We start from the raw sequence: 21,966 nt of genomic DNA, 5'->3' as shown, positions 1-21,966 counted from the left end.
AGACCCCGTTCCGGTCCAGGGAAGGATCGGGCAACAATGACCGCCTTCGGGCGGTTTTTTGTTTTAAAATTGCTCATCGACAGCAATCTATTTTACTAATCGGCATAATCGGCCTATATTTCCAATCAGTTATTTCATTTGATCGCTACACCGATCCTATCCGTGACATAACAGGAGGCTCTTATGCGATATTTACTATTGCTAGTGTTGACTACGGCAGCATCCCTCATTTATGCCCAGCCCGCCGACGACAATCTGTTAGGATTGCCTCCGGTGCCTATTCCGGCCGACAATCCCCAGACACCGGCCAAAATTCAGTTAGGCGATAAACTGTTCCACGACAAGCGTTTCTCCGTCGACGGCACTGTCAGTTGTGCCAATTGTCACAGTGATGATCTGGCGTTTACCGACGGCTTGCAATTCTCGGTAGGTCATCATGGCCTGACCGGCACGCGCAATGCTCCGACCGTATTGAATGCCGCGTATTATAAGCACCAGTTCTGGGACGGCCGTGAGCCGGATCTGGAAAATCAATCCCTGCAGCCGCCGGTCAATCCGGTGGAGGGCGGCCTGGAAAATCACGATCCCATTCTCGAGATAGTTCGCACCGATCCCGAATATCAATCGGCTTTCAAGGCCGTGTTCGATGTCAGCGGCGATCAGGTTGCCATTACGCATGTCGCCAAGGCGATAGCCAGTTTCGAGCGAACACTCGTGGCCGGTAACTCGCCTTTCGACCGATACCGGTTCAAAGGCGAGACCGACGCCATGACCGAAGCCCAGGTGAGAGGATTCATGCTGTTTATCGGACAAGGCCGCTGCGTATCCTGTCACACCATCGAACAGGATCACGCGCTGTTTACGGACAACCGCTTTCACAATATCGGCATCGGCATCAATCACGTCCAGGAGGACGTGCCGCGTTTGACCAAAGCCTTTCTGGAAGCCAAATACAAAGGCGGCGATGTCGACAAAATGGTGCTCAGCGACAAGAAATCGTCCGAGCTGGGCCGGTTTGCCGTGACTGACGAACTCGATGACATCGGCGCTTTCAAGACGCCGACCTTGCGCAATATCGATCTGACGGCGCCTTATATGCATGACGGCAGCCTCAAAACCCTGAAAGACGTAATAATTCACTACAACAACGGCGGCGTGTCGCAGCCGCGCGAACGGGTCAATGACTTTTTGAGCGGCGGTATACGGCCGCTGAACCTGACCGACGAGCAAATGGACGATCTGGTCGTTTTTATGAAAGCACTGACCAGTTCGAAATTCGCCCAACCCGCTCCGGATCAAGCGGCTAACTGAAGGAGAGCATCCATGAATACGATCAATCGCAGTCGCCGGCAATTTATCAAAAACGCCGGCGCTTTAGCCTTGGGCAGCGCGCTACCTGTCAGTCTGGTCGAACTGGCGTTCGCCGAAAGCAGTCAGAATTTCAGCTTCGCTTATATTTCCGATGCCCATATCCAGCATATCAAGGACAACCGTTTTGTCAGAAACTGGGATCGCGGGCTGATTCGCGCTGTCGCCGAAACCAATCTGTTAGTGCCCAAGCCGGATTTTGTCGTTTTCGGCGGCGATCTGGCCCAACTCGGCAACAAGCCAGAGCTGGATCATGGCGCCGAGATTCTGTCGGGGCTAAAATACAAAATCCATTATGTGATGGGCGAGCATGATTATTACCTGGATCTGGGCGAATACTGGCAGGAACTGTTCGGCCCGCAATACTACAGTTTCGATCATAAAGGCGTGCACTTCATCGCGCTCAACAGCATCCTGACCTATGACGAATGGACGCATAACCGCTGGCCCACCGACGAGCAGCGCATGCTCGAGATGGCCATGCTCGACAATCCGAACGGCTCGCCGTTCATGGTCGGTGCCGAACAACTGCTATGGCTGAAAAAAGATCTGGCCAGGATTGACAGCGCTACACCGATCGTGGTGTTCTCGCATTCGCCGTTGCAGAAAATTTTCAAAAACTGGAATTTCTGGACCGAAGACGCCGAGCAAGTCCAGGCATTGCTGCAGCCGTTCAATAAGGTCTCGGTGATCTACGGCCATGTGCATCAAATCCAGTACAACCAGGTCGGCAATATCAGTTTTAATTCGGTCATGGCAACAGCCTGGCCCTGGCCGTATCCACCCACCTACGCCCATGCCGAGCAGTATTTGCCGAAACTGATCGTGCCGATGAACCGGGCCGATCCGTTTTTCGAACGCGACGGCACCGGCTGGCAATTGATCAATCTGGGTAATGGCAATGTGGACATGGAATACCTGCTTTATAACAACCGCGGCCGCAGCGTACGTTACCACCGTGAACAAAATCGTCCGGAAGATGTTGATTTTCAGCATGAAAGCGCGCGCATACCGCCACAAATTCATTACTAATCCCCGCACAGGAGCAAACTATGTCTCACTATCAGAAAAAAACGAAGGTATTGGGTTTGGCTTTGCTGGTTCTGGCCGTGGCGGGACCAAGACCAACGCAGGCCGATGAATTCACCGAGGCCGACGTACAGCGTTGGCAGCGGCAGTTTATGAGTGTCGCGAATGAAGGTCGCCGGTTATGGACCAGTGCCGAACTGGGCAACAACGGCGTGGCCTGCGTGCAATGCCATCCCAACGCCTCCAATACGCATCCCGAGACTTACCCGAAATTTCAGCAGCAGCTCGGTAAAGTCGTGCCGGTCTGGGAAATGATCAACTGGTGCATCAGAAACCCTCTGGAAGGCCAGCCGCTCGCCGCCGACGATCCGAAGATGACGGCGCTGCAGGCGTATATAACGTATGAGCGGCGCGGCGTCAAACTGGAACCGGGCAAGCATTGAGCCTGTGAAGGCAGCGGCGACCGTTGCCCGGATTTGCCGCCGCCGGAGAACCCGCAATAAAATTCGGCTATTTTGTCCGGACGCCATCGCTTACAATGCCAGGTCGTATCAATTAACCGGAGCAGGCAGCTCCCTATACCTGAGGACATTATGATAAAAATTTTTCACCTGGCCTTTGTGGCAATGTCAATTCTCAGCTTTGTCGGCAGAGTCGTCCTATCAGAAGTCAACCCGGACATGCTGAAGCAGAAAGTCCTTAAAATCGCGCCCCATGTCATCGACACACTGTTGCTGCTCAGCGGTATCGCATTGGTTTTTCAAGGGGCATGGTTGTCGGTGGAACACGGCTGGATTATCGGTAAGATAATAGGACTGCTGGGCTATATCGGCTTAGGTATCATGGCGATGCGCAATCAGGGCGCCGCCCGCTGGCTGGCTTTTGCCGGGGCGTTGGCCTGCTTTGCCTATATCGGCATGGTTGCGGTGACTAAAGATGCGTGGTTCTTTTTTTGACATCCTCACCGCCCTAAAGAGGCGGTGATTCCTGATTTCTCAGGAGTGAGCTTACGTTGCCGTTTCTCACGGGTTCCTTTAATCGTCCGCAACCTGTTAAGGGAGCTTTCACTTTATGCGGCTTCAGTTTCCAAGGCGTTGGGTTGACTGGTTATTGCAACCCTTCCCGAATGACCTTCGGTACTAGCGGGGAAATTTAACATGATTCACTTTAAAAAACACTTCACTGTCAGTAACACAACGCCGCTACATCACCCACCTAAGAGAAGGTGTCTTGCGGCATTTAGATAAATCAGTATAAAAAGCACAAAAAAATGCGGACGATTGCATGGACATGATGGCAGCATTCTGTCCATGCGGTTATCGCACTTAATCCGGCGGGATCATTTCCTGTCCATGCGGTCGTCTGTGGTAAATCGTTTTTAGGAACGCGCATAAAATAACGTCCTCAAGTGCGAGGATGAATTTCTGGTGTAGGCGCGGATTTATTTATGCCCTATGGGTACTTGTGCCTACAATTCCCTGATTTATTTCACGCTCATTATTTAGTTATTTCGCAACATCGGTTATAGGCAAAAGTCTATTTGACTGATCTGCCGATCCAGCCAGTGCAAGACGTCTTTACCTCGCTGCATGCCGGTTGCGTCGAATGCCGGTTCCTTATCATCGGTCAATACCTGCCAGCGCCATAGCAGGGTTTTTAACCGGCCGCGTTCGCTGGCGGTAAAGTGGTATTGTTGAACCAGTTGTTTGAACAGGTGCGGCTCGGACGGCGTGATCAGTTGGGCCAGGGCGGTCATGTCAGCAAGCAGGCCCTCGATCGCCGGGATATGAGCCGCCATTAAGGCGGAAACCTGGTCAGGCGCAATATTTTCCGCCGGCGTCTGTCGATTGTCCGAGATCACTTTCAGACACTGGATCAACTCTGCCGAAGAAAAACGCACCGCCGTTTCATAAAAGGCCGAGGCTTCCATGTCGCAAAGATGGGGATGGTCATAACCAAGTTGAGGCTTTGAGGCGGTTTGCAGACTGCCGGTGGCGCAAGGCGGATGGCAGATCATTGGCGGATAATGAGTTCTGCCGCTGTCGAGATCGATGAGCTTGTCGATTAAGAACAATGATCCCAGGGCGTGATCCTTATGTCCGGCGATACCGATATTAAGCATGATCGGGTGCTCGGTTGCGGCAAACAGGGCTTGCGTGTAGGCGATGCCCGCGGCCATGGCGTTTTTTCCGGGGCCGGTCACGGTCAGGCGGATGGCCTGATTTGAATAGACGGCAAACGGCTGTACGGTGGTATCCTTCTTTAAATTGAAATGGGCGACCAGCGGTTTGGCCTCACAGGGCAGGGCGGTATAGATGAAAATATTGCAGGTGTTGGCTTGATTCATGGGTTGGTATGTTTTCATAACCGGCGGAAGAGGCTTAGCCTCTTCCGCCGGTTAACGATGGTCCGGGCTTTTACTCGGCGGCCGGCGCTTCCGGAGGTCTGGCGGTGCCGGTTCCGCCTACATCCCGGGTTTCTCTATAATAGAGGTTCTTCAGACGGCTAAAGGCCCCCCATAAGGTCGTATCCATGACGGTATGGTTACCGATCGAGACGATAACGCGGGCCAGTTCGGGTATGTGGTTGCGGGTGGACAGCATATATACCGGCTGTACATACAGCACGGTATTACCCATCGGCAGGATAACCATGCGACCCAGGGCAATCCTTGAGCCACGTTGATCCCATAAGGTAAATTGAGCTGCAATTTCGGGGTTTTGGCTAATCAAGGCCTCAATCTGGGCCGGGCCATTGACCTGAACATCCTTCAGAAACCTGTAAACGGTAACGTGGGGGGTATAGTCAAGACCGCATCCGACTGTATCGAGTATGCTGGCAACACCGATCATGCTCAGATTGGTTCTGTTGATAGGCGTCATCGGGTTGATCATGACAAACTCTTCCTTATTATTGCAGTGGCCAAAATCCATGGTCTGATAATACGGCATTACCGGTGCTTCTCGCACATTGGCGAACTGCCAGGTCTCGGCTTGCTCGTAGAATAGTTCGGGCGCGCGCTGGTGATATTTGGCAAAAATTTTCATTTGCGCATAGTACAGATCGCGCGGATAACGCAAATGCTGGCGTAAGTCGGTCGGCATTTCCTCGATATTCTTGAACAGGCTGGGATAAGCGCTGTTGTATGCCCTGATGAGAGCATCCGACGGGTCTGAAATGTAATAACTCACCTCGCCATCAAAGGCATCGACAACGATTTTGACCGAATTGCGGATATAGTTGAAGTCCTGCGTGCCATCGAGAAAATCATCGGCGGCCGGCTTGGAAACGGGATACCGGTTGGATAAGGTATAGGCATCTTGTATCCAGAAAAAACGGTCTTTACCGATCACCAGATAAGGATCCTTGTCCAGATGCAGGAACGGCGTCAGCCTGTTGAGGCGCTCAACGATATTACGGCGCATCAGGATTTTGCTCTGCCTGGTGATATTGGTAGAGAAAAATATTTTCTCGTCCTTGAAATAAAAGGCGAATAACGCTTTTCTGAACAGTGACGGAATCGGGATGCCGCCTTTCCCCCTGTATTCCGTCTCCACGCCCGGATCCGTCAGTGAACCGGAAATACCGACGACATTCAGCCTGTTAGGCGTGATGGCATAAGTGTAGTCTTCCTGCCCATAGTAAATGTCCGGATACTGGATGCTTAATCCGACCGGCGAAAACATATTCAGATCGCGCAAATACCAGACCAGGGGTTTGCCGGCATCTTGTGCGGCCGGTGAAACCACGGCGCCGTAGCCGTGCGTGTAACGCAAATGAATGTTTTCCCAGTTTTGCGCTTCGAGCGGCAACTTTGACGTATTGATCTCGCGTGCCGACAGGTTGACCTGCCGGGTGTGATCAAGAATAAAATAGCGGTCTTCATCGACGCTCAGAAAGCTGTAATAAGGCCTGATGCCCTGCAGTTGGCGGTAGCCGTCTATCAGCAGTTCGCGGTCCCAAACCGGAATATTCTCGAAAAATTTCTGCGTGCTCCAGGTTTCAATGTCGTCAGTCGCGTCCAGTTTAATCGGCAACTCAACCACCTCAATGCGCTTTAAATCATACGCGTCCAGCGTCGCGTCGATATTGTTCTGCATGAACGGTTTTTCAGTCCTGACCGGATTCGGATTGACAATGTATTTTTGTATGGCGGCGGGGATAAACTCAACCTTCGGCAGCAATACCACTATCAGAAACGCAGCGGACGAGATAAAGAACGGGGCTTTGATGCGGTATTTTTCTGAAAAAATAAACAGGCCGGCGGTAATGGCCGTTGCCAGAAATGTGATGATGCCGAGCCAGATAAACGGCAGTTTATAGCGGATTTCCACAAAGCCGGGGCCGTAAAACACAGGCTCGTGCGAATCGGTATAGAGCAGGGAAAACCGTTCCAGCATGAAGCCCCAGACAACGAATAACACCACAAACGTAATCAGAATGCTTAAGTGAATCTTGGCGCCCAGCGGAAATTCCTTGCTTTGATGAGGTACAAAAATATGTTCGAGCCAATACAGCACGCCGACCATAACAAAGATTAAACTGGCGGTTATCAGCAATTCTTTTTGAATCAGCAGGTAGATCGGGTAGGACAGCATGTAAAAGCTGACATCATTGCCGTATACCGGCTCGACCACCCCTGAGGCGCTGCCGAAAAAGTACAGTAACGCGGTCTCCCACTGCTGATAAAACGGTATCGCGATCAGAATAGCCAAAACCAGGGAGATCGGCGTGTATATTTTCACCGACCCGCTCATGAAGACATCGGCAAAGCGCTGGAAGCGGCGGCTTTTGTCTATATTATTAAAGATTTCATCGGGAGGATTCAGGCCCAGATAACGAGAGGCAATCCAGAAATGGAAAAAGAAAATCGCGAAGAAAGCCAGCGTGACAGCGCCGGACAGAAAGAACCTGTAGAGTAGTCTCAGCCAGAAGTAGGCCTCGAAATTCAATTCCCGGAACCACCAGAAATCGACGATCAGATCGAGAAAGATGAAATAAAAGGCGGCATACAGAATGCCGGCGACTACCAGTGTCGATCCTATCAAGACGAGTAAAAGCTTCCAGTTCCGCATAGTGTCCTCTTTATAGATTATGCTTTTAACGATGCTTAATATACAAGCATGGGCCATTGTCCGCGCGATGCCTGTATGAATGGTGCTATTCTAGCACTCAATACAGATTCGTAGCGATTCAGGCGCTTATTTATTGCCTCTTTTCGGCACAGCGTAACCTTTAGGTCTGATGGCGATGCGGGCCTTGATTTCCGTGCATAAAGTCCCGTCGCGCTGATAGAACGCGTAAGTGAATTCAGGGGTGCTGCGGCCCTTGCGCGCCAGCTCCTGCCGGATTTGATCCTCCTGATCGGCGGACAGGCTGAAACGCAGTTCCAGGTCGGTGCGGCCCTCATGCCTGAAGTCCAGATGCAGGGAGCGGGTCCAGACGGCATAGCCGGGAAATACCTTGACGCAGGACATGGCGGCAATCGGATCGGCCAGACAGGCCTGAAAGCCGCCGAACAGGCTGCCGCCGGCGTTGGTGGCGATCCAGCTGTGCGGCAGCAGAATTCTTACCGTGCGCCAGCACGGTGAAATTTCCAGCACTTTCAGGCGCATCAGCCAGAAGGCCGGATACCATTCTATACGTTGCTTATCGGTCAGCCAGCGGCTGTTCCAGATCAGACGGCGCAGGTTCATGATGGAGGGTTTGGGCAAGCACGTATTCAGCGGGAACGCGGGCCGCGCGAGTCCGCATTCCCGGCGTGAGAGCGTTTAAGCCAGGCTTTTGCTCGCTACTTCATAAACATCCCTGGAGATGGCTTCGGTGCCCATGATCCTTTCCAACTGCGCTTTCATGAGCGCCTGACGGCTTTCGTCAAAACGCCGCCATTGGGTCAAGGCGCCCAGCATGCGCGAGGCCACCTGCGGGTTGATCGTGTTCAGTGCGATGATCTGATCGGCCAGGAACTGATAACCCTGGCCGTCCGCGGCATGGAAATGCAGCGGATTGGCCTGGCTGAAGGCGCCGATCAGGGACCTGACGCGGTTCGGGTTTTTCAGATCAAAGGCATCATGGGCCAGCAAGGACTGAACCGTGGCGAAAGTGCCCGGCATGGGGCTGGTGGCCTGCAAGGTAAACCATTTATCGATCACCAGCGCCTCGTCCCGCCATTGCCGGTAAAAATCCGTCAGGCATTGCTCGGTAGCCGGGTGCGGGTTGTTGACGATAGCCGTAAGAGCGGCTATTTGATCGGTCATGTTGCCGGCGGTTTTGAATTGCTGTTCGGCCCAGTTCTGGATGTCGGCGTTTTCCAGTTTGCTCAAATAACCCAGGCAGGTGTTTTTGATGCGCCTGCGGCCTATGGCGCCGGCATCGAACTGGCCTGATTCGTCGCGGTGATTGGCCTGGTACAACGCCTGGAATTGCGGCTGTAACTGCCGCGCCAGCGTCCGTTTGACGAATTCCCGCGCCGTGTGGATGGCTTCCACATCGACTACCGGCATCTGCTCGGCCAGATAGGTTTCCGACGGCAGGTCCAGCAACAGCGAGAAATAGGACAGGTCGTCCCAGGATTGTTCCAGCACTTGCCTGAAAGCCTCGACGATCATCGGGTCAAGATGCAGGTCGCGGCCTTTCCGGGCGTCTTCTATGAGTCCGATGATAATGGTGCCTGCCAACTGTTGCCCGGCTTCCCAGCGGTTAAAGGTGTCGCTGTCGTGGCTCAATAAAAACGCCAGCTCTTCAAGGCTATAGTCCATGTCCAGTTTTACCGGAGCCGAGAACCCCCTGAGCAGGGAGACGACAGGCTGCTGCGCCAGTCCTTCGAAGGTAAACGACTGCTCGGCTTCGGTGACCGATAAAGTCACTTCATCGCTGGCCTGATCGCCGCCTGCCAGCCGGCACGGCGCGACAGAGCCGTCAGGATTGATCAGTCCGATCCTGACGGGAATATGCAGCGGTTCCTTGACGGGCTGGCCCGGCGTCGGCGGGCAGTTCTGGGCGATGGTCAACGTCAGCGTCTGATCGCCTGGCTCATAGTGCTGCCGTACCGTCAATACCGGCGTGCCGGCCTGGGAGTACCAGCGCCGGAACTGGGTCAGGTCGGCGCCGTTGGCGTCTTCCATGGCCTTGACGAAATCATCGCAGGTCACGGCCTGGCCGTCATGGCGCTCAAAATACAGATCGCTGCCTTTTCTGAAGCCTTCGGCGCCCAGCAGGGTGTGTATCATGCGCACGACTTCGGCACCTTTTTCATACACGGTCAGGGTATAGAAATTGTTGATTTCCATATAGGCGTCGGGGCGGATCGGGTGCGCGAGCGGGCCTGCGTCCTCGGCGAACTGGCGCGTGCGCAGCATGTTGACGTCCTCGATGCGCTTGACGGCTTTAGAAGTCCGGTCGCCGGTAAATTCCTGATCGCGGAACACCGTGAAGCCTTCCTTCAGGCTGAGCTGAAACCAGTCGCGGCAGGTGATGCGGTTGCCGGTCCAGTTGTGGAAATATTCATGGCCGATGACGCCCTCGATATGTTCGTAATCGGCGTCCGTGGCCGTGTCCGGGCGCGCCAGCACATATTTGGTGTTGAATACGTTGAGTCCCTTGTTTTCCATCGCGCCCATATTGAAGTGGCTGACCGCGACGATCATGTACAGGTCCAGATCATACTCGCGGCCGTAGACTTCTTCGTCCCAGCGCATCGCGTTTTTCAGTGACTGCAGCGCGTGATCGCATTTATCCAGGTCATGCGCCTCGACAAAAACCTGCAGGCTGATGTCACGGCCCGATTGCGTGGTGAAGCGGCCTTCGACGCAATGCAGCTGGCCTGCGACCAGCGCGAACAAATAGCAGGGCTTGGCGAACGGGTCTTCCCAGGTGACCCAATGGCGGTTTTCGGACAGCTCGCCATGACCGACCTTGTTGCCGTTCGACAGCAGCACCGGATAGCGGCTTTTGTCGGCGATGATGGTGGTCGTAAACCGCGCCATGACGTCGGGCCGGTCGAGGTAGTAAGTGATTTTCCTGAAACCTTCCGCCTCGCATTGCGTGCACAGCATGCCGTTGGAAAGATACAGCCCTTCCAGCGCGGTATTGGCTTGCGGATTAATCTGGTTTTCGATGGTCAGCACAAAGCTTTTATCTTGCGGTACTTCGGTGATGATTAACTCATCGGCGGTCTGCTGGTAGTCGGCCGTCGTCAGGTCATCGCCGTCATTCAGGTTGACGTGCGACAGTTTCAGGTTTTCGCCGACTAAGGTCAGGGACTTGCCGGCGGAGCGGCTGTCCGGGTTGCGGCGCATGGTAAGCCGGGAGATGACCTGGGTGTTTTCGTCGTCGAGCGTGAAATTCAGCTCAACGCTATCGATCAGGTACTCAGGAGCGGTGTAATCTTTTAAATAGACGGTTTGTGGGTTGGTATCACGCATAGTGTTGTTCGGGACTGTTTATGGATTAAATTCAGTAATGGGTTTTGACAGCGAAAATGACGATAAGTAACCATGCGCTCAGGAAAGCAACGCCGCCTATCGGCGTAATCATGCCCAACCATTTCAGATTCAGGATCGTCAGCAGATAGAGACTGCCGGAAAACAGCAGTATGCCGGCGAACATCAGCCAACCGGCCCAGTGTACCAGAGCCGACCCGGATGCTTGCGGTATAAAGGCGATGGCAATCAGTCCCAGCGCGTGCCACATCTGGTAGCTGACCGCGGTCTTGTAGACTTCGAGCATATCAGGGCTCAGGACGGTTTTGAGCGCGTGTGCGCCGAACGCGCCCATGCCGACACCCAGAAATGCGCTGGCAGCGCCAAGGCCTAAAAAAATTGAATGCATATTATTTTTCCATCAGTCTGGGCATGAGTTGCACAAGATTGCACGGGCGGGTGCGGAAATCGAGCTGCTCCTTGATGAGCTCGTCCCAGGCCGTGCGGCAGGCGCCCGACGAGCCGGGCAGGCAAAAAATATAAGTTGCATTGGCAACGCCGGCGACGGCCCGGGACTGGATGGTAGAGGTTTTAATATCCTGATACGACAACATTCTGAAAACCTCGCCGAAACCGTCCAGCACCTTGTCCAGCAAAGGTTCGACCGCTTCCGGCGTGCCATCCCTGCCGGTCACGCCGGTGCCGCCTGTAGTGATGATGACATTAATGTCATCAGCGGCAATCCAGGCAGAAACCGCGGCCCGGATCCGGTAAATATTGTCGGGCACTATTTGCTTTTCGATGACTTGGTGTCCGGCTGCCTGGGCGCGCTCCGCCAAGGCCTTGCCAGAGATATCATCGCTATCGGTACGGGTGTCCGAGACCGTCAGCACGGCAATGTTTAACGGGATAAATTGTTTTTCAGTTGTCATAATTCAATGGGGTGGGCAGCCGGGCAGCCGCTCGGGCAATGTGCGCCTCCGCTTTTAGCCGCATAACAAAAAAAGGGGCGACCTTCCGATCGCCCTCCGGATTTCTGATTCTATATTACTTACTGTAATACAAGAAAGAAAGCTTCCGGCCCGCGCTGGATATTAATCAGCAGCGGGGAGTTCGGGTTAACGACCTGGGCCAGTTCGTCAAGATTATGAATGCGATAACGGTTTGCCGTCACAATCACGTCGCCAGGGCGCAATCCTGCGTGCCATGCTTTTGAAGCGGTGTTGATTTTTTCGATCAGGACACCTTCGACCTGTTCTTTTCGCGTGGCGCTTAATATCGTGCCCTGCAAGGTCGGGTGCAGCTTGTCGCCCGCCAATTGCAGTTTTTTTGGCTTGCCGATCGTCGCCGTCGTTTCCCTTTTCTCATCGCCGCGAAAGTATTGCAGTTCCACTTTATCGCCGATTTGCATCAAACCGATGATGTTGCGGATGTCATGGCTGTTTTTAACGGGGCGGCCGTTGACGGATACGATGATGTCGCCCGGTTCCAGGCCGGCTCTGGCTGCCGGCGAGTTGTTGTCGACCCGGCTGATGACCGCGCCGTTTTTATTTTTCAGATTAAACGCCTTGACCAGTTCGGCGCTCAGATCCTGTGTCGTGACGCCCAGCAGGCCCCGTCTGACCTCTCCGTGTTTGACCAGCGACTCCTTGATGGTCATGATCATATTGGCCGGAATCGCGAAACCGATGCCGACATTACCGCCGGTGGGCGCCAGAATGGCCGTATTCATGCCGACAAACTCGCCCCGCAGGTTAACCAGCGCGCCGCCTGAATTGCCGGGGTTGATGGAGGCGTCGGTCTGGATGAAATCCTCATAGCCTTCTATGCCCAGTCCTGATCGGCCCAGCGCGCTGACAATACCCGACGTGACAGTCTGGCCCAGGCCGAACGGATTACCGATAGCCACGACGAAATCGCCGACTTTGAGCTGGTTGGAATCGGCAATGGGCAGTTCCGTCAGATTATCGGCCGGAATCTGGATGATGGCGACGTCGGCTTCCGGATCGGTGCCGATCAGTTCGGCATTGAGCTGGCGGCCGTCATTCAGCGTCACCATAATCTTGTCGGCTTTGTCGATCACATGGTTGTTGGTGAGTACAAAGCCTTGTTCGCTGTCGATGATAACGCCGGAGCCCAGGCTGTTCTTTTGCTGCTGGCGTGGAGGCTGATTAGGCAGTTGAAAGAAATGGCGGAAAAACGGATCCTGCATCAACGGATTTTCCCTGACCTGAATATTGGTAGTGGTGGAAATATTGACCACGGCCGGCATGCTGCGCTCAAGCATCGGCGCCAATGACGGTAAAGGCTGCCCTTCCGCGTAGGACGGCAACGCGGCATGTGTCATCGAGGGGGCGGTCAGGTAAACCGGTAATAAAGTCATCAATAAAAGCTGTTTTACTAATTTATTATTCATCATGGGGTTCCGCGAGTGATTAATCGTGTCCATAGACAATATGGGTGTGAAAATGTTTAATACAAGGCTGAGTTGTCCATAATAAATGAACTGATGGCGATTCGGCGAAAAACGGGTTATGCATTTGCTGATTTTGAGCGCCGGTTCATTTTTTGCCAGTCACTTAATTGCTAGAATCCAGCCTTTAACAAGGCAATCGATAAAAAATGGACTATTTTTAATATGAATCCCGCTTCAAGATACTTTGATGGCCATAGATATTAATTCCGAGGATGGACAGATTGTTCGCAAGCTGATCCCGTTGGGCACTTTGCCTGGTGCTCAATTCAACGTTTTATGCGAAAACATGAACATCGAGGAAGTTCAGGGCGGGACGCTGTTTAAAAAAGGAGACACGGATACGCGTCTCATTTATCTATTAAGTGGCGAAGTGACGCTTCAGGCGGAAGGACTCATTATCGAAGTCATTGCCGCCGAAAGCGAAGCCGCCCGATTTGCATTGGCACACCAGATACCGAGGAAAATCGATGCCGTCGCGAATGGCGCCGTGCGTTTTTTGCGTCTGGATGCCGGCATGGTTAATAATCCGGCGCCTTTGGTTTACAAAGAGGACAATAGTTATATGGTTAATGAAGAACCTGAAGATGATCCAAATGACTGGATGACCGCATTATTGAGGTCGCCTGTTTTTCAGCGCCTGCCGCCTGCCAATCTGCAGAAAGTTCTGATCACGCTGGAAGAAGTCAGCGTTGATGCGGGCGAACCCATTATCAAACAGGGAGATAAGGGCGATTATTATTATTTGATAAAAAGCGGGCACTGCCTGGTGTCGCGCAAACCCTCGCCGAATGCCAAAGAGATTAAATTGGCGCAACTTGGCAAAGGCGATGCTTTCGGAGAGGATGCGCTGCTTTCCGGCGCGCCGAGAAACGTTACCATCACAGCACTGACGAATATGGTCGTATTGCGTCTGGATAAATATCAATTTTTATCCTTGATCAAAGAGCCGTTGCTGAAGTTTATTACCCATGAGCAGATGCGGAAAGCCTTGAGCCAGGGCGCAACGTTGCTTGATGTTCGTTCGTTGGACGAGCATAGGGCGGGGCATTTGCCTGGCAGTATCAACGCGCCTTTTTTCTCGTTAAGGATGCAGCTTAAAACGTTCAATCGCGAGCAGCCCGTCATTGTGGTTTGCGCCGATGGCAAGGCCAGTGAGGCGGCGGCCTTTTTATTGCTCAGGCATAGATTTGATGCCTTGATCCTGGACGGCGGCATGAACGCGGTTACGGAGCCGAAAGCAAAGAAGGAAGCGGCGGAGCAGAAACGTGAGACCGCTCAATTTATTATTGATGACGGCACTGAGACCTTGACAAGCCATGCGGACGGCGTTCATTTGCAGCACCAGCCGCAACAACAAGCTGTTCAGGCCTCATCAATCTCAGCCAGCGATGATCTGGTCAGGGCTTTGAAGTCCGAGAATGATGCGCTGAGAAAATTGAATCTGCAGCTCAGTGAAAAGTGCCAGAATCTGGAGATTGAGAAGGAAGAGGCGTTAAAACAAAGCCGCATGTTGCGCAGGCAGATGGAAAAGCTGACGCAGGTGCTGAATAAAGCATAGGAGGGGCGGAATATCGCCCGGAAGGCTAGCAAAACCACAGCTTTAATCAGCTGTGGTCAGCCAGGCGACTTAAAAGAAGTTGTCAAACCAACTGTTTACTTGATTTTTGCTTCTTTGTAGATAACGTGCTTGCGAACAACGGGATCAAATTTTTTGATCTCCATTTTTTCAGGCATTGTACGTTTGTTTTTGGTCGTGGTATAGAAGTGACCTGTGCCTTCGGAAGAAACCAGTTTGATTTTATCGCGCATTTTTTAACCCCTTAAGCGTTTTCGCCGCGTTTACGCAAATCAGCCAGAACAGCATCAATGCCTTTTTTATCGATGACACGCATGCCTTTGGCAGAAACTCTAAGACGAACCCAGCGATTCTCGCTTTCCACCCAGAATCTGTGATGTTGCAGGTTCGGGCTGAAGCGTCTTCTGGTTTTGTTGTGGGCGTGCGATACGTTATTTCCGGTAACCGGGCGTTTCCCTGTTACTTGACATACTCTGGACATGATTAACCTCTTAGTGTGCCTAAATTCAAAAGTTAGCCGTGCTTTATACCAAAAATTCTTTTCAAGGTAAATAACAATCGATAAAATGACCGCCCTAAAACCATCCGTTATTTTGTTTTTCAAGTAATTACATCAGGACCTCTCATGCCTATTAAGCTCGGTATGGTCATGGACTCCATCGACCATATCAACATAAAGAAAGACACCAGTTTTGCCATGCTGCTGGAAGCCCAGTCCCGGGGCTGGGAGTTGCATTATATGGAACTTAACGATCTGTTCCTGAGCAATGGCAGGGCGTATGCAAGAACGCGAACGCTGACCGTTCAGCGCGATGAACAGCAGTGGTATCAGTTCCTGGCGGAGCAGGATATTGCCCTGGATACGCTGGATGTCATCCTGATGCGCAAAGACCCGCCATTCGATCAGGAATACATCTATGCCACGTACCTGTTGGAGCGCGCGGAAAATGCGGGCGTTTATGTCGTCAACAAACCTCAGTCGCTACGCGATGCCAATGAGAAGCTGTTCACGGCCTGGTTTCCGCAATGCTGCGCACCGACACTGGTGGCGCGCGAGCCTGCCCGCATCCGGCATTTTCTGCAGGAACAGGGCGAGATTATCTTAAAGCCGCTGGACGGCATGGGCGGGACATCGATTTTTCATTTGCGCCAGAACGATCCCAATCTCAGCGTGATTCTGGAAACCATGACGCAGTACAACAGCCGTTACGTAATGGCGCAGAAATATCTGCCGGAGATTAAAGACGGCGACAAGCGTATTTTACTGGTCAACGGCGAGCCCGTGCCTTATGCGCTGGCGCGCATCCCCGCGCAGGGCGAGACGCGCGGCAATCTGGCGGCCGGCGGCACGGCCGAAGGACGCAAATTGACGGAAAGGGACTTGTGGATCGCCAACCAGGTTGGACCGACCCTGCGCGAAAAAGGCCTTGTTTTTGCCGGCATCGATGTGATCGGTGATATGCTAACCGAGATCAATGTCACCAGCCCGACTTGCGTACAGGAACTGGACCGCCAGTTCGGGCTTAATATTGCCGGCCTGTTAATGGATCATATTGAAGGTGAAATTCAACGATGACGACTGAAGCTATGTTCGATCCCCCTCCCTCTTTATCCAGTAATGACTCATTATTGATAACGTTGTTTTTGGCGGCTGTCGTGCATATCGTCCTGGTCTTAGGCGTCAGCTTCAGCCTGCCTAAACCGGAGAAAGTGCATCGCTCCATTGACATCGTCCTGGTGAATACGCCGGCGAAAAAGGCCCCCAAGGAAGCCAAATTCCTGGCGCAGGAAAATCAGGTCGGTGCCGGTGACGAGACCCGCAAGCCCGAGCCGCCCAAGCAGCAACTGCCCAGTCAAGGCGCAAGCCAGGCCAAGCCGGTTGCGAAAAAGTCAGCGGAGGTCGAAAGCAAGCCCAAGGCAATAGAAAAAGTGGTCGTGCAAAAGACAGCCGAGAAGAAAATAGTTGTGGCCAGCAAGCCCGAGGAGGGCAAACAGAAACCGCAACCGCGTCCGCACTTGTCAGCCGAAACCCTGCAGCGTCAAATTGCCCAGTTGGGCGCGGAAATAAGACGCAAGGAGCAAAGCGCCGACAATTCCCAGATAAAATTTGTTGAACAGCTGAGCGCTCATAAAGCGGTCGGCATGCAATACATGAAGGATTGGGAAAACAAAGTGGAGCGGACCGGCAATCTCAACTACCCGGAAGTGGCGGCCAAGAAAAATTTCTCGGCGACATTAATGATGGATGTCGGCATCAGTGCCGACGGCAGCATCTATAGCATTCGCATCAACCGGTCCTCGGGAAATCCCGCGCTCGATGAGGCCGCGAAAAACATTGTCAAAATGAGTGCGCCTTTTGCACCATTGCCTGCTGAAGTGCTCAAAGAGACCAAGGTGTTAGTGATTCCCAGAGTCTGGAAATTTACCGATGAATCCGGTATGACCTCGCAATAAATATTTGCAGAGCCAACCATAACCCCTGATACTACGGCACATGAACGGAGCGACTTATTTAACCAATCAATTTATTATCGCCATGCCCAATCTGGCGGACCCCAATTTTTTCCATACCGTCACCTATTTGTGTCAGCACAATGAAGAGGGTGCCTTGGGGATAGTCATCAATCGGTCGGCAGAGATGAAGCTGAGCGAGATTTTTAACCAGATGAACATCCGCGTGACCTCCATGGCCGCGGCCGATACGCCTGTTTTTGTCGGCGGCCCGGTGCAGATGGAGCGCGGCTTCGTGATCCATAGCGCCGGCGGCGGCTGGGATTCGAGCTTGGCGATTTCGGATTCCATTTCGTTGACGACGTCGCGAGACATACTTGAAGCCATCGCTGTCGGGGAAGGTCCTGAGCAGTTTCTGGTCGCTTTAGGCTACGCCGGCTGGGGCGAAGGCCAGCTGGAAAACGAAATGAGAAACAATGCCTGGCTGAATACGCCCTGCGGCAATACCGTGTTATTCGATACGCCGGTGGAGCAGCGCTGGAGCGCAGCCGCCAACCAGATCGGCATCAACATCAATTTGCTGACGGCACCGGCCGGACATGGCTAAACAAGATCCGCTGTTGGCGAAAGCGTCGACCGATACCTATCTGGGTTTCGATTTCGGCAATAAAAAGATCGGTGTCGCCGTCGGCCAAACGACCACGGGCACCGCGAGTCCGCTGCAAACCATTCGCTCCATCAACCAGGCGCCCAATTGGGACATCATCGGCAAGCTGATACAGCAATGGCGGCCGGCAGGGCTCGTGGTTGGCGTCTCCCGGCAGGCCGACGGCTCGGACAATCCGGTCACGCCGCGCATGCTAAAGTTTTGCCGGCAGCTGGAAGGACGTTATCAGCTGCCTGTTTATCAACAGGATGAAAGCTTGTCGACATTCGAAGCCAAACAGATGCTGTTCGACGAAGTCGGCGTCAATGCGGCCAAGCTCTGGGAAGTTCAGGACCAACTGGCGGCCCAGCTTATCCTGCAAACCTGGCTCAATGATCATACAAACAAAACATGACTACGCATAACCTGGAAATACCCGTATTACTGAATAAACTGGAAGCCGAGCTGAAAAACGTTATTGTCGAGCGCCGGCTTGAAAATCCCCTGATGATCGGCATCCGTACCGGCGGCGTCTGGGTTGCCGAACAGATGCATCGGCGCCTGGGCCTGAGCGAACCGCTGGGGCTGCTGGACATCTCGTTTTATCGCGATGATTTCTCGCAAATCGGCGTCAATCCTAACGTCAAGCCCAGCCAGCTTCCGCTCAATGTCGAAGGCCGCGATATTATCCTGGTCGACGATGTCTTCTACACCGGACGCACGATTCGCGCCGCACTCAATGAGATCTTCGATTATGGCCGGCCCAATCAGGTGGTCCTGGCGGTGCTGATCGAGCGCGACGGCCGGCAGATCCCGCTCAGCCCCGATTGCGTCGGCGCCGTTATCACGCTCAATGCCGATCAGCGCATTAAATTGACCGGTCCCGACCCTCTGGCCATCCATGTGCAAACGATTGAGGCGGCGGCATAACATCCATGGGCGATAACCTGCAATTAAATTCGGAAGGCAAACTCAAACATTTCCTGACCATTGAAGGACTGGACAAAAACCTGCTGACGGAAATTCTCGATACCGCCGAGTCCTTCGCCGGCATGTCCGAGCAACAGGTCAAAAAAGTCCCGTTGCTGCGCGGCAAGACCATCGTCAACCTGTTCTTTGAAAACAGCACGCGCACGCGCACGACCTTCGAACTGGCGGCCACGCGCCTGTCCGCCGACGTCCTTAGCATGAACATCGCCACCTCGGCGACCTCGAAGGGCGAAAGCCTGCTCGACACCATCCGCAACCTGGAATCGATGTTCGTCGATATGTTCGTCGTGCGCCATAACATCAGCGGCGCGGCCCACTTCATCGCCCAGCACACGGCGCCCCATATCAGCGTCATCAACGCCGGCGACGGCCAGCACGCGCATCCGACCCAGGCCATGCTGGACATGTTCACGATCCGCCAGATCAAACAGGATTTCTCCAATCTGCGCGTGGCGATCATCGGCGATATCCTGCATTCACGGGTCGCGCGCTCGCAGATTCTGGCCCTGAACACCCTGGGCGCGGCCGAAGTCCGCGTCATCGCGCCCAAAACGCTGCTGCCCGCGCATGTCGAGACCCTCGGCGTGACCGTGTCGCACAACCTGAAGGAAGGCCTGAAGGACATCGACGTCATCATCATGCTGCGCCTGCAGAAAGAGCGCATGACTTCGGCGCTGCTGCCCAGCGAGAGCGAGTACTTCAAATGCTTCGGACTGACCGAGGACAAGCTGAAAATCGCCAGGCCGGACGCCATCGTCATGCATCCAGGCCCTATCAACCGCGGCGTCGAAATCGATTCCAAAGTCGCCGACGGCCCGCAGTCCGTCATCCTGAAACAGGTCAGCAACGGCATCGCCGTGCGCATGGCGGTCATGTCCATGGCCATGCAAAGACAGGGAGCCTTATCATGAGCCGCATACAAATCAGCCAGGGACGCATCATCGATCCCGCCAATAAAATCGACCATGTCGGCTCCGTCTATATCGCCGACGGCAAGATCGTTTCCGTGCTCAGCGAGCCGGACGGCTTCAGGCCCGACCGGACCATCGATGCCAGCGACCGGATCATCTGCCCGGGTTTCATCGACCTGAGCACGCGCCTGCGCGAACCGGGACAAAGCCGCAAGGCGACGTTCGCCAGCGAAACGCGGGCCGCGGCCAGCGCCGGTATAACCGCCATGTGCCTGCAGCCCGACACCGTGCCGGTCATCGACACGCCGGCCGTCGCCGAACTGGTCAAGGACATTGCCGAAAAAGCCGGCTATGCGCAGATCTATCCGATCGCGGCGCTGAGCCAGAAACTGGAGGGCACCGAACTGAGCAACATGCTGTCATTGATGCAGGCCGGCTGCATCGCGGTCGGCAACGCCAATCAGCCGGTCAGAAACCTGCTGATTCTGCGCCGCGCCATGGAATACGCAGCCAGTCACGATCTGTTGCTGATGTTCCGGCCCAACGATTACTGGCTGGGCAATAACGGCTGCGCGCACGAAGGCGTGTTCGCGACGCGTTACGGCCTGCCGAGCATTCCGGAAGCGGCCGAAACCATCGCCGTGGCGCAGTGCCTGGAGCTGGCCGAGCTGACCGGCTGCCGCGTGCATTTCGGCCAGCTTAGCGGCAAGCGTTCGGTCATCCGCATTCACCAGGCGAAAAAATACGGTCTCGATGTCAGCGCCGACGTGGCCATGCACCAGCTGCACCTGACCGAAAACGACATCGCGCCGTTCGACAGCGCTTATCATGTCCTGCCGCCTTTGCGCACCGAAGAGGACAAAGAGTATTTGCGGCAAGGCCTGGCCGGCGGCACGATCAACAGCATCTGCTCCGACCACCAGCCGCACGATATCGACGCCAAGCTCGGCGCGTTTCCGGAGACCGAGCCGGGCATGTCGACGCTGGAAACCCTGCTGCCTTTGATGCTGAGTCTGGTCGCGCAGCGAGCCATCACGCTGACCCAGGGCATCGCGGCCCTGACCGAGAAGCCGGCCCAGATTCTGCGCCTGAGAAGCGGCGCGCTGACCCCGGGCTTTTCCGCCGATGTCTGCGTGTTTGATCCGGAGCTGACCTGGCAGGTGAACCAGGACAACTGGCAAAGCCAGGGCGTCAACACGCCGTTCTGGGGCCAGACCCTGAAAGGCCGCGTGACGCATACCCTGCAGGGCGGCCGGATCATTCATGAACTGGAGCAGGGCGCCGGGCATGTGCCGGGCCACGGCTTGAGGGCTTGAGGCCATGGATTGCTGGAAGAACCATTATGACGCCTCGGGCATTATCGAGGACATGAAAGGCGACCAGTCCTGGCGCATCTTCAGAATCATCAGCGAATTCACCGAAGGCTTCGACAGGCTGTCGGGCCTGTGCGACGCCGTGTCGATTTTCGGCTCGGCCCGTCTCGACCGCCATCATGCCTATTATCAAAAAACGGTCGAAATCGCCGAACTGCTGGCCAAGAACGATTTCGCCATTATCAGCGGCGGCGGCCCCGGCATCATGGAGGCGGCCAACAAGGGCGCGCATCTGCAAAAGCGCCACTCCATCGGCCTGAACATCAACCTGCCGATGGAGCAAAAACCGAATCCCTATCAGAACGTCGCGCTGGATTTCCGCTATTTTTTTGTGCGAAAAGTCATGTTCGTGCGCTATTCGATGGGTTACATCTGCATGCCCGGCGGTTTCGGCACGCTCGATGAGCTTTTTGAAGCGCTGACGCTGATGCAGACGCACAAAATATACCCGATGCCGCTGGTGCTGTTCGGCAGCGATTTCTGGGCCGGCCTGATCGACTGGATCAAAACGACGATGATCCAGTACGAGACCATTTCGCCGGAAGACCTGGACCTGATCAAGGTTACCGACGATCCGCAGGAAGTGCTGCAGGTCATGATCGAGCATCGGGCATGGAAAAGCCGGCAGCGCACGCTGTCCACGGAATCCAGGCTGGAGCCTGAAGAAGCGCTTTAACTGCCGTCGGTTCTACCGCCGGACGGGCAGGTCACCCGTTCCCAATGTTC

The 21,966-nt window shown here is 54.2% G+C and carries 22 protein-coding genes; 13 read left to right on the top strand and 9 right to left on the bottom strand.

Going from position 1 to position 21,966, the window contains the following annotated elements:
* Window positions 1-183 precede the first annotated feature (183 nt).
* The 4 genes from METMA_RS0106935 (at window position 184) to METMA_RS0106920 (ending at window position 3,353) form a co-directional block, all read left to right on the top strand.
* Entirely contained in the window at window positions 184-1,311 is a 1,128-nt protein-coding gene (locus METMA_RS0106935) for a cytochrome-c peroxidase (RefSeq protein WP_036251520.1), read from the top strand.
* Between the two features lie 12 nt (window positions 1,312-1,323).
* Window positions 1,324-2,400: a metallophosphoesterase family protein gene (locus METMA_RS0106930; RefSeq protein WP_020158349.1), complete on the top strand. Its 1,077-nt coding sequence runs from the start codon at window positions 1,324-1,326 to the stop codon at window positions 2,398-2,400.
* Window positions 2,401-2,420: 20 nt separating this feature from the next.
* Window positions 2,421-2,840, top strand: a complete 420-nt coding sequence (locus tag METMA_RS0106925) for a c-type cytochrome (protein ID WP_020158348.1) — start codon at window positions 2,421-2,423, stop codon at window positions 2,838-2,840.
* A gap of 150 nt (window positions 2,841-2,990) precedes the next feature.
* On the top strand, window positions 2,991-3,353 hold the full coding sequence (locus tag METMA_RS0106920; protein WP_020158347.1) for a SirB2 family protein: 363 nt from the start codon (window positions 2,991-2,993) through the stop codon (window positions 3,351-3,353).
* Window positions 3,354-3,919: 566 nt separating this feature from the next.
* On the opposite strand, the gene METMA_RS0106915 is transcribed toward METMA_RS0106920, so the two are convergent.
* The 7 genes from METMA_RS0106915 to METMA_RS0106885 form a co-directional block, all read right to left on the bottom strand.
* A complete protein-coding gene (locus tag METMA_RS0106915) occupies window positions 3,920-4,744 on the bottom strand; it encodes a nucleoside phosphorylase-I family protein (RefSeq protein WP_027147104.1) in 825 nt (274 codons plus the stop codon).
* 70 nt (window positions 4,745-4,814) lie between these two features.
* The gene (locus METMA_RS0106910) at window positions 4,815-7,472 is read right to left on the bottom strand and encodes a UPF0182 family protein (RefSeq protein ID WP_027147103.1); all 2,658 of its coding nucleotides are present in this window, start codon (window positions 7,470-7,472) and stop codon (window positions 4,815-4,817) included.
* Between the two features lie 126 nt (window positions 7,473-7,598).
* A complete protein-coding gene (locus METMA_RS0106905; RefSeq protein WP_020158344.1) occupies window positions 7,599-8,111 on the bottom strand; it encodes a PaaI family thioesterase in 513 nt (170 codons plus the stop codon).
* A gap of 57 nt (window positions 8,112-8,168) precedes the next feature.
* Window positions 8,169-10,820, bottom strand: coding sequence for an aminopeptidase N (gene pepN / locus METMA_RS0106900; protein WP_020158343.1), 2,652 nt, complete (start codon window positions 10,818-10,820; stop codon window positions 8,169-8,171).
* Window positions 10,821-10,851: 31 nt separating this feature from the next.
* Entirely contained in the window at window positions 10,852-11,226 is a 375-nt protein-coding gene (locus METMA_RS0106895; RefSeq protein ID WP_020158342.1) for a DUF423 domain-containing protein, read from the bottom strand.
* Window position 11,227: 1 nt separating this feature from the next.
* Window positions 11,228-11,749 carry a molybdenum cofactor biosynthesis protein B gene (gene moaB / locus METMA_RS0106890; RefSeq protein ID WP_020158341.1) on the bottom strand — a complete coding sequence of 174 codons (522 nt, stop codon included), beginning with the start codon at window positions 11,747-11,749 and terminating at the stop codon, window positions 11,228-11,230.
* Between the two features lie 119 nt (window positions 11,750-11,868).
* Window positions 11,869-13,233, bottom strand: coding sequence for a DegQ family serine endoprotease (locus METMA_RS0106885; RefSeq protein ID WP_020158340.1), 1,365 nt, complete (start codon window positions 13,231-13,233; stop codon window positions 11,869-11,871).
* Window positions 13,234-13,480: 247 nt separating this feature from the next.
* Between METMA_RS0106885 and METMA_RS0106880 the strand changes: the two genes are divergently transcribed.
* Window positions 13,481-14,851 (top strand): cyclic nucleotide-binding domain-containing protein, encoded by a 1,371-nt coding sequence (locus tag METMA_RS0106880; RefSeq protein ID WP_036296772.1) that lies wholly within the window; start codon window positions 13,481-13,483, stop codon window positions 14,849-14,851.
* A gap of 95 nt (window positions 14,852-14,946) precedes the next feature.
* Here the strand turns inward: METMA_RS0106880 and rpmG are convergent, their stop codons facing one another.
* A complete protein-coding gene (rpmG, locus tag METMA_RS0106875; RefSeq protein ID WP_020158338.1) occupies window positions 14,947-15,102 on the bottom strand; it encodes a 50S ribosomal protein L33 in 156 nt (51 codons plus the stop codon).
* Window positions 15,103-15,113: 11 nt separating this feature from the next.
* Entirely contained in the window at window positions 15,114-15,350 is a 237-nt protein-coding gene (gene rpmB, locus METMA_RS24135) for a 50S ribosomal protein L28 (protein WP_036251535.1), read from the bottom strand.
* Window positions 15,351-15,494: 144 nt separating this feature from the next.
* Between rpmB and gshB the strand changes: the two genes are divergently transcribed.
* The 8 genes from gshB to METMA_RS0106835 are packed head-to-tail and all read left to right on the top strand — an operon-like array spanning window position 15,495 to window position 21,916.
* Entirely contained in the window at window positions 15,495-16,445 is a 951-nt protein-coding gene (gene gshB, locus METMA_RS0106870) for a glutathione synthase (protein ID WP_020158337.1), read from the top strand.
* Window positions 16,442-17,323, top strand: a complete 882-nt coding sequence (locus METMA_RS0106865; protein ID WP_020158336.1) for an energy transducer TonB — start codon at window positions 16,442-16,444, stop codon at window positions 17,321-17,323. Before gshB ends, METMA_RS0106865 begins: the two co-directional genes overlap by 4 nt.
* A 40-nt stretch (window positions 17,324-17,363) precedes the next feature.
* Entirely contained in the window at window positions 17,364-17,927 is a 564-nt protein-coding gene (locus METMA_RS0106860; RefSeq protein WP_020158335.1) for a YqgE/AlgH family protein, read from the top strand.
* A 13-nt stretch (window positions 17,928-17,940) separates the two neighbouring features.
* Window positions 17,941-18,381, top strand: a complete 441-nt coding sequence (ruvX, locus tag METMA_RS0106855; protein ID WP_369798218.1) for a Holliday junction resolvase RuvX — start codon at window positions 17,941-17,943, stop codon at window positions 18,379-18,381.
* A complete protein-coding gene (pyrR, locus tag METMA_RS0106850; RefSeq protein WP_020158333.1) occupies window positions 18,378-18,896 on the top strand; it encodes a bifunctional pyr operon transcriptional regulator/uracil phosphoribosyltransferase PyrR in 519 nt (172 codons plus the stop codon). The genes ruvX and pyrR overlap by 4 nt, the downstream gene beginning before the upstream one ends.
* Before the next feature lie 5 nt (window positions 18,897-18,901).
* Window positions 18,902-19,867: an aspartate carbamoyltransferase catalytic subunit gene (locus METMA_RS0106845; protein ID WP_020158332.1), complete on the top strand. Its 966-nt coding sequence runs from the start codon at window positions 18,902-18,904 to the stop codon at window positions 19,865-19,867.
* Window positions 19,864-21,183 carry a dihydroorotase gene (locus METMA_RS0106840; RefSeq protein WP_020158331.1) on the top strand — a complete coding sequence of 440 codons (1,320 nt, stop codon included), beginning with the start codon at window positions 19,864-19,866 and terminating at the stop codon, window positions 21,181-21,183. Before METMA_RS0106845 ends, METMA_RS0106840 begins: the two co-directional genes overlap by 4 nt.
* 4 nt (window positions 21,184-21,187) lie before the next feature.
* Window positions 21,188-21,916, top strand: a complete 729-nt coding sequence (locus METMA_RS0106835; RefSeq protein ID WP_020158330.1) for an LOG family protein — start codon at window positions 21,188-21,190, stop codon at window positions 21,914-21,916.
* Window positions 21,917-21,966 lie beyond the last annotated feature (50 nt).

The sequence above is a fragment of the Methylobacter marinus A45 genome (genome assembly GCF_000383855.1).
Lineage (GTDB): Bacteria > Pseudomonadota > Gammaproteobacteria > Methylococcales > Methylomonadaceae > Methylobacter > Methylobacter marinus.
The sequence above is the reverse complement of the archived record's forward strand: the minus strand, read 5'-3'. Positions and strand labels throughout refer to the sequence as shown.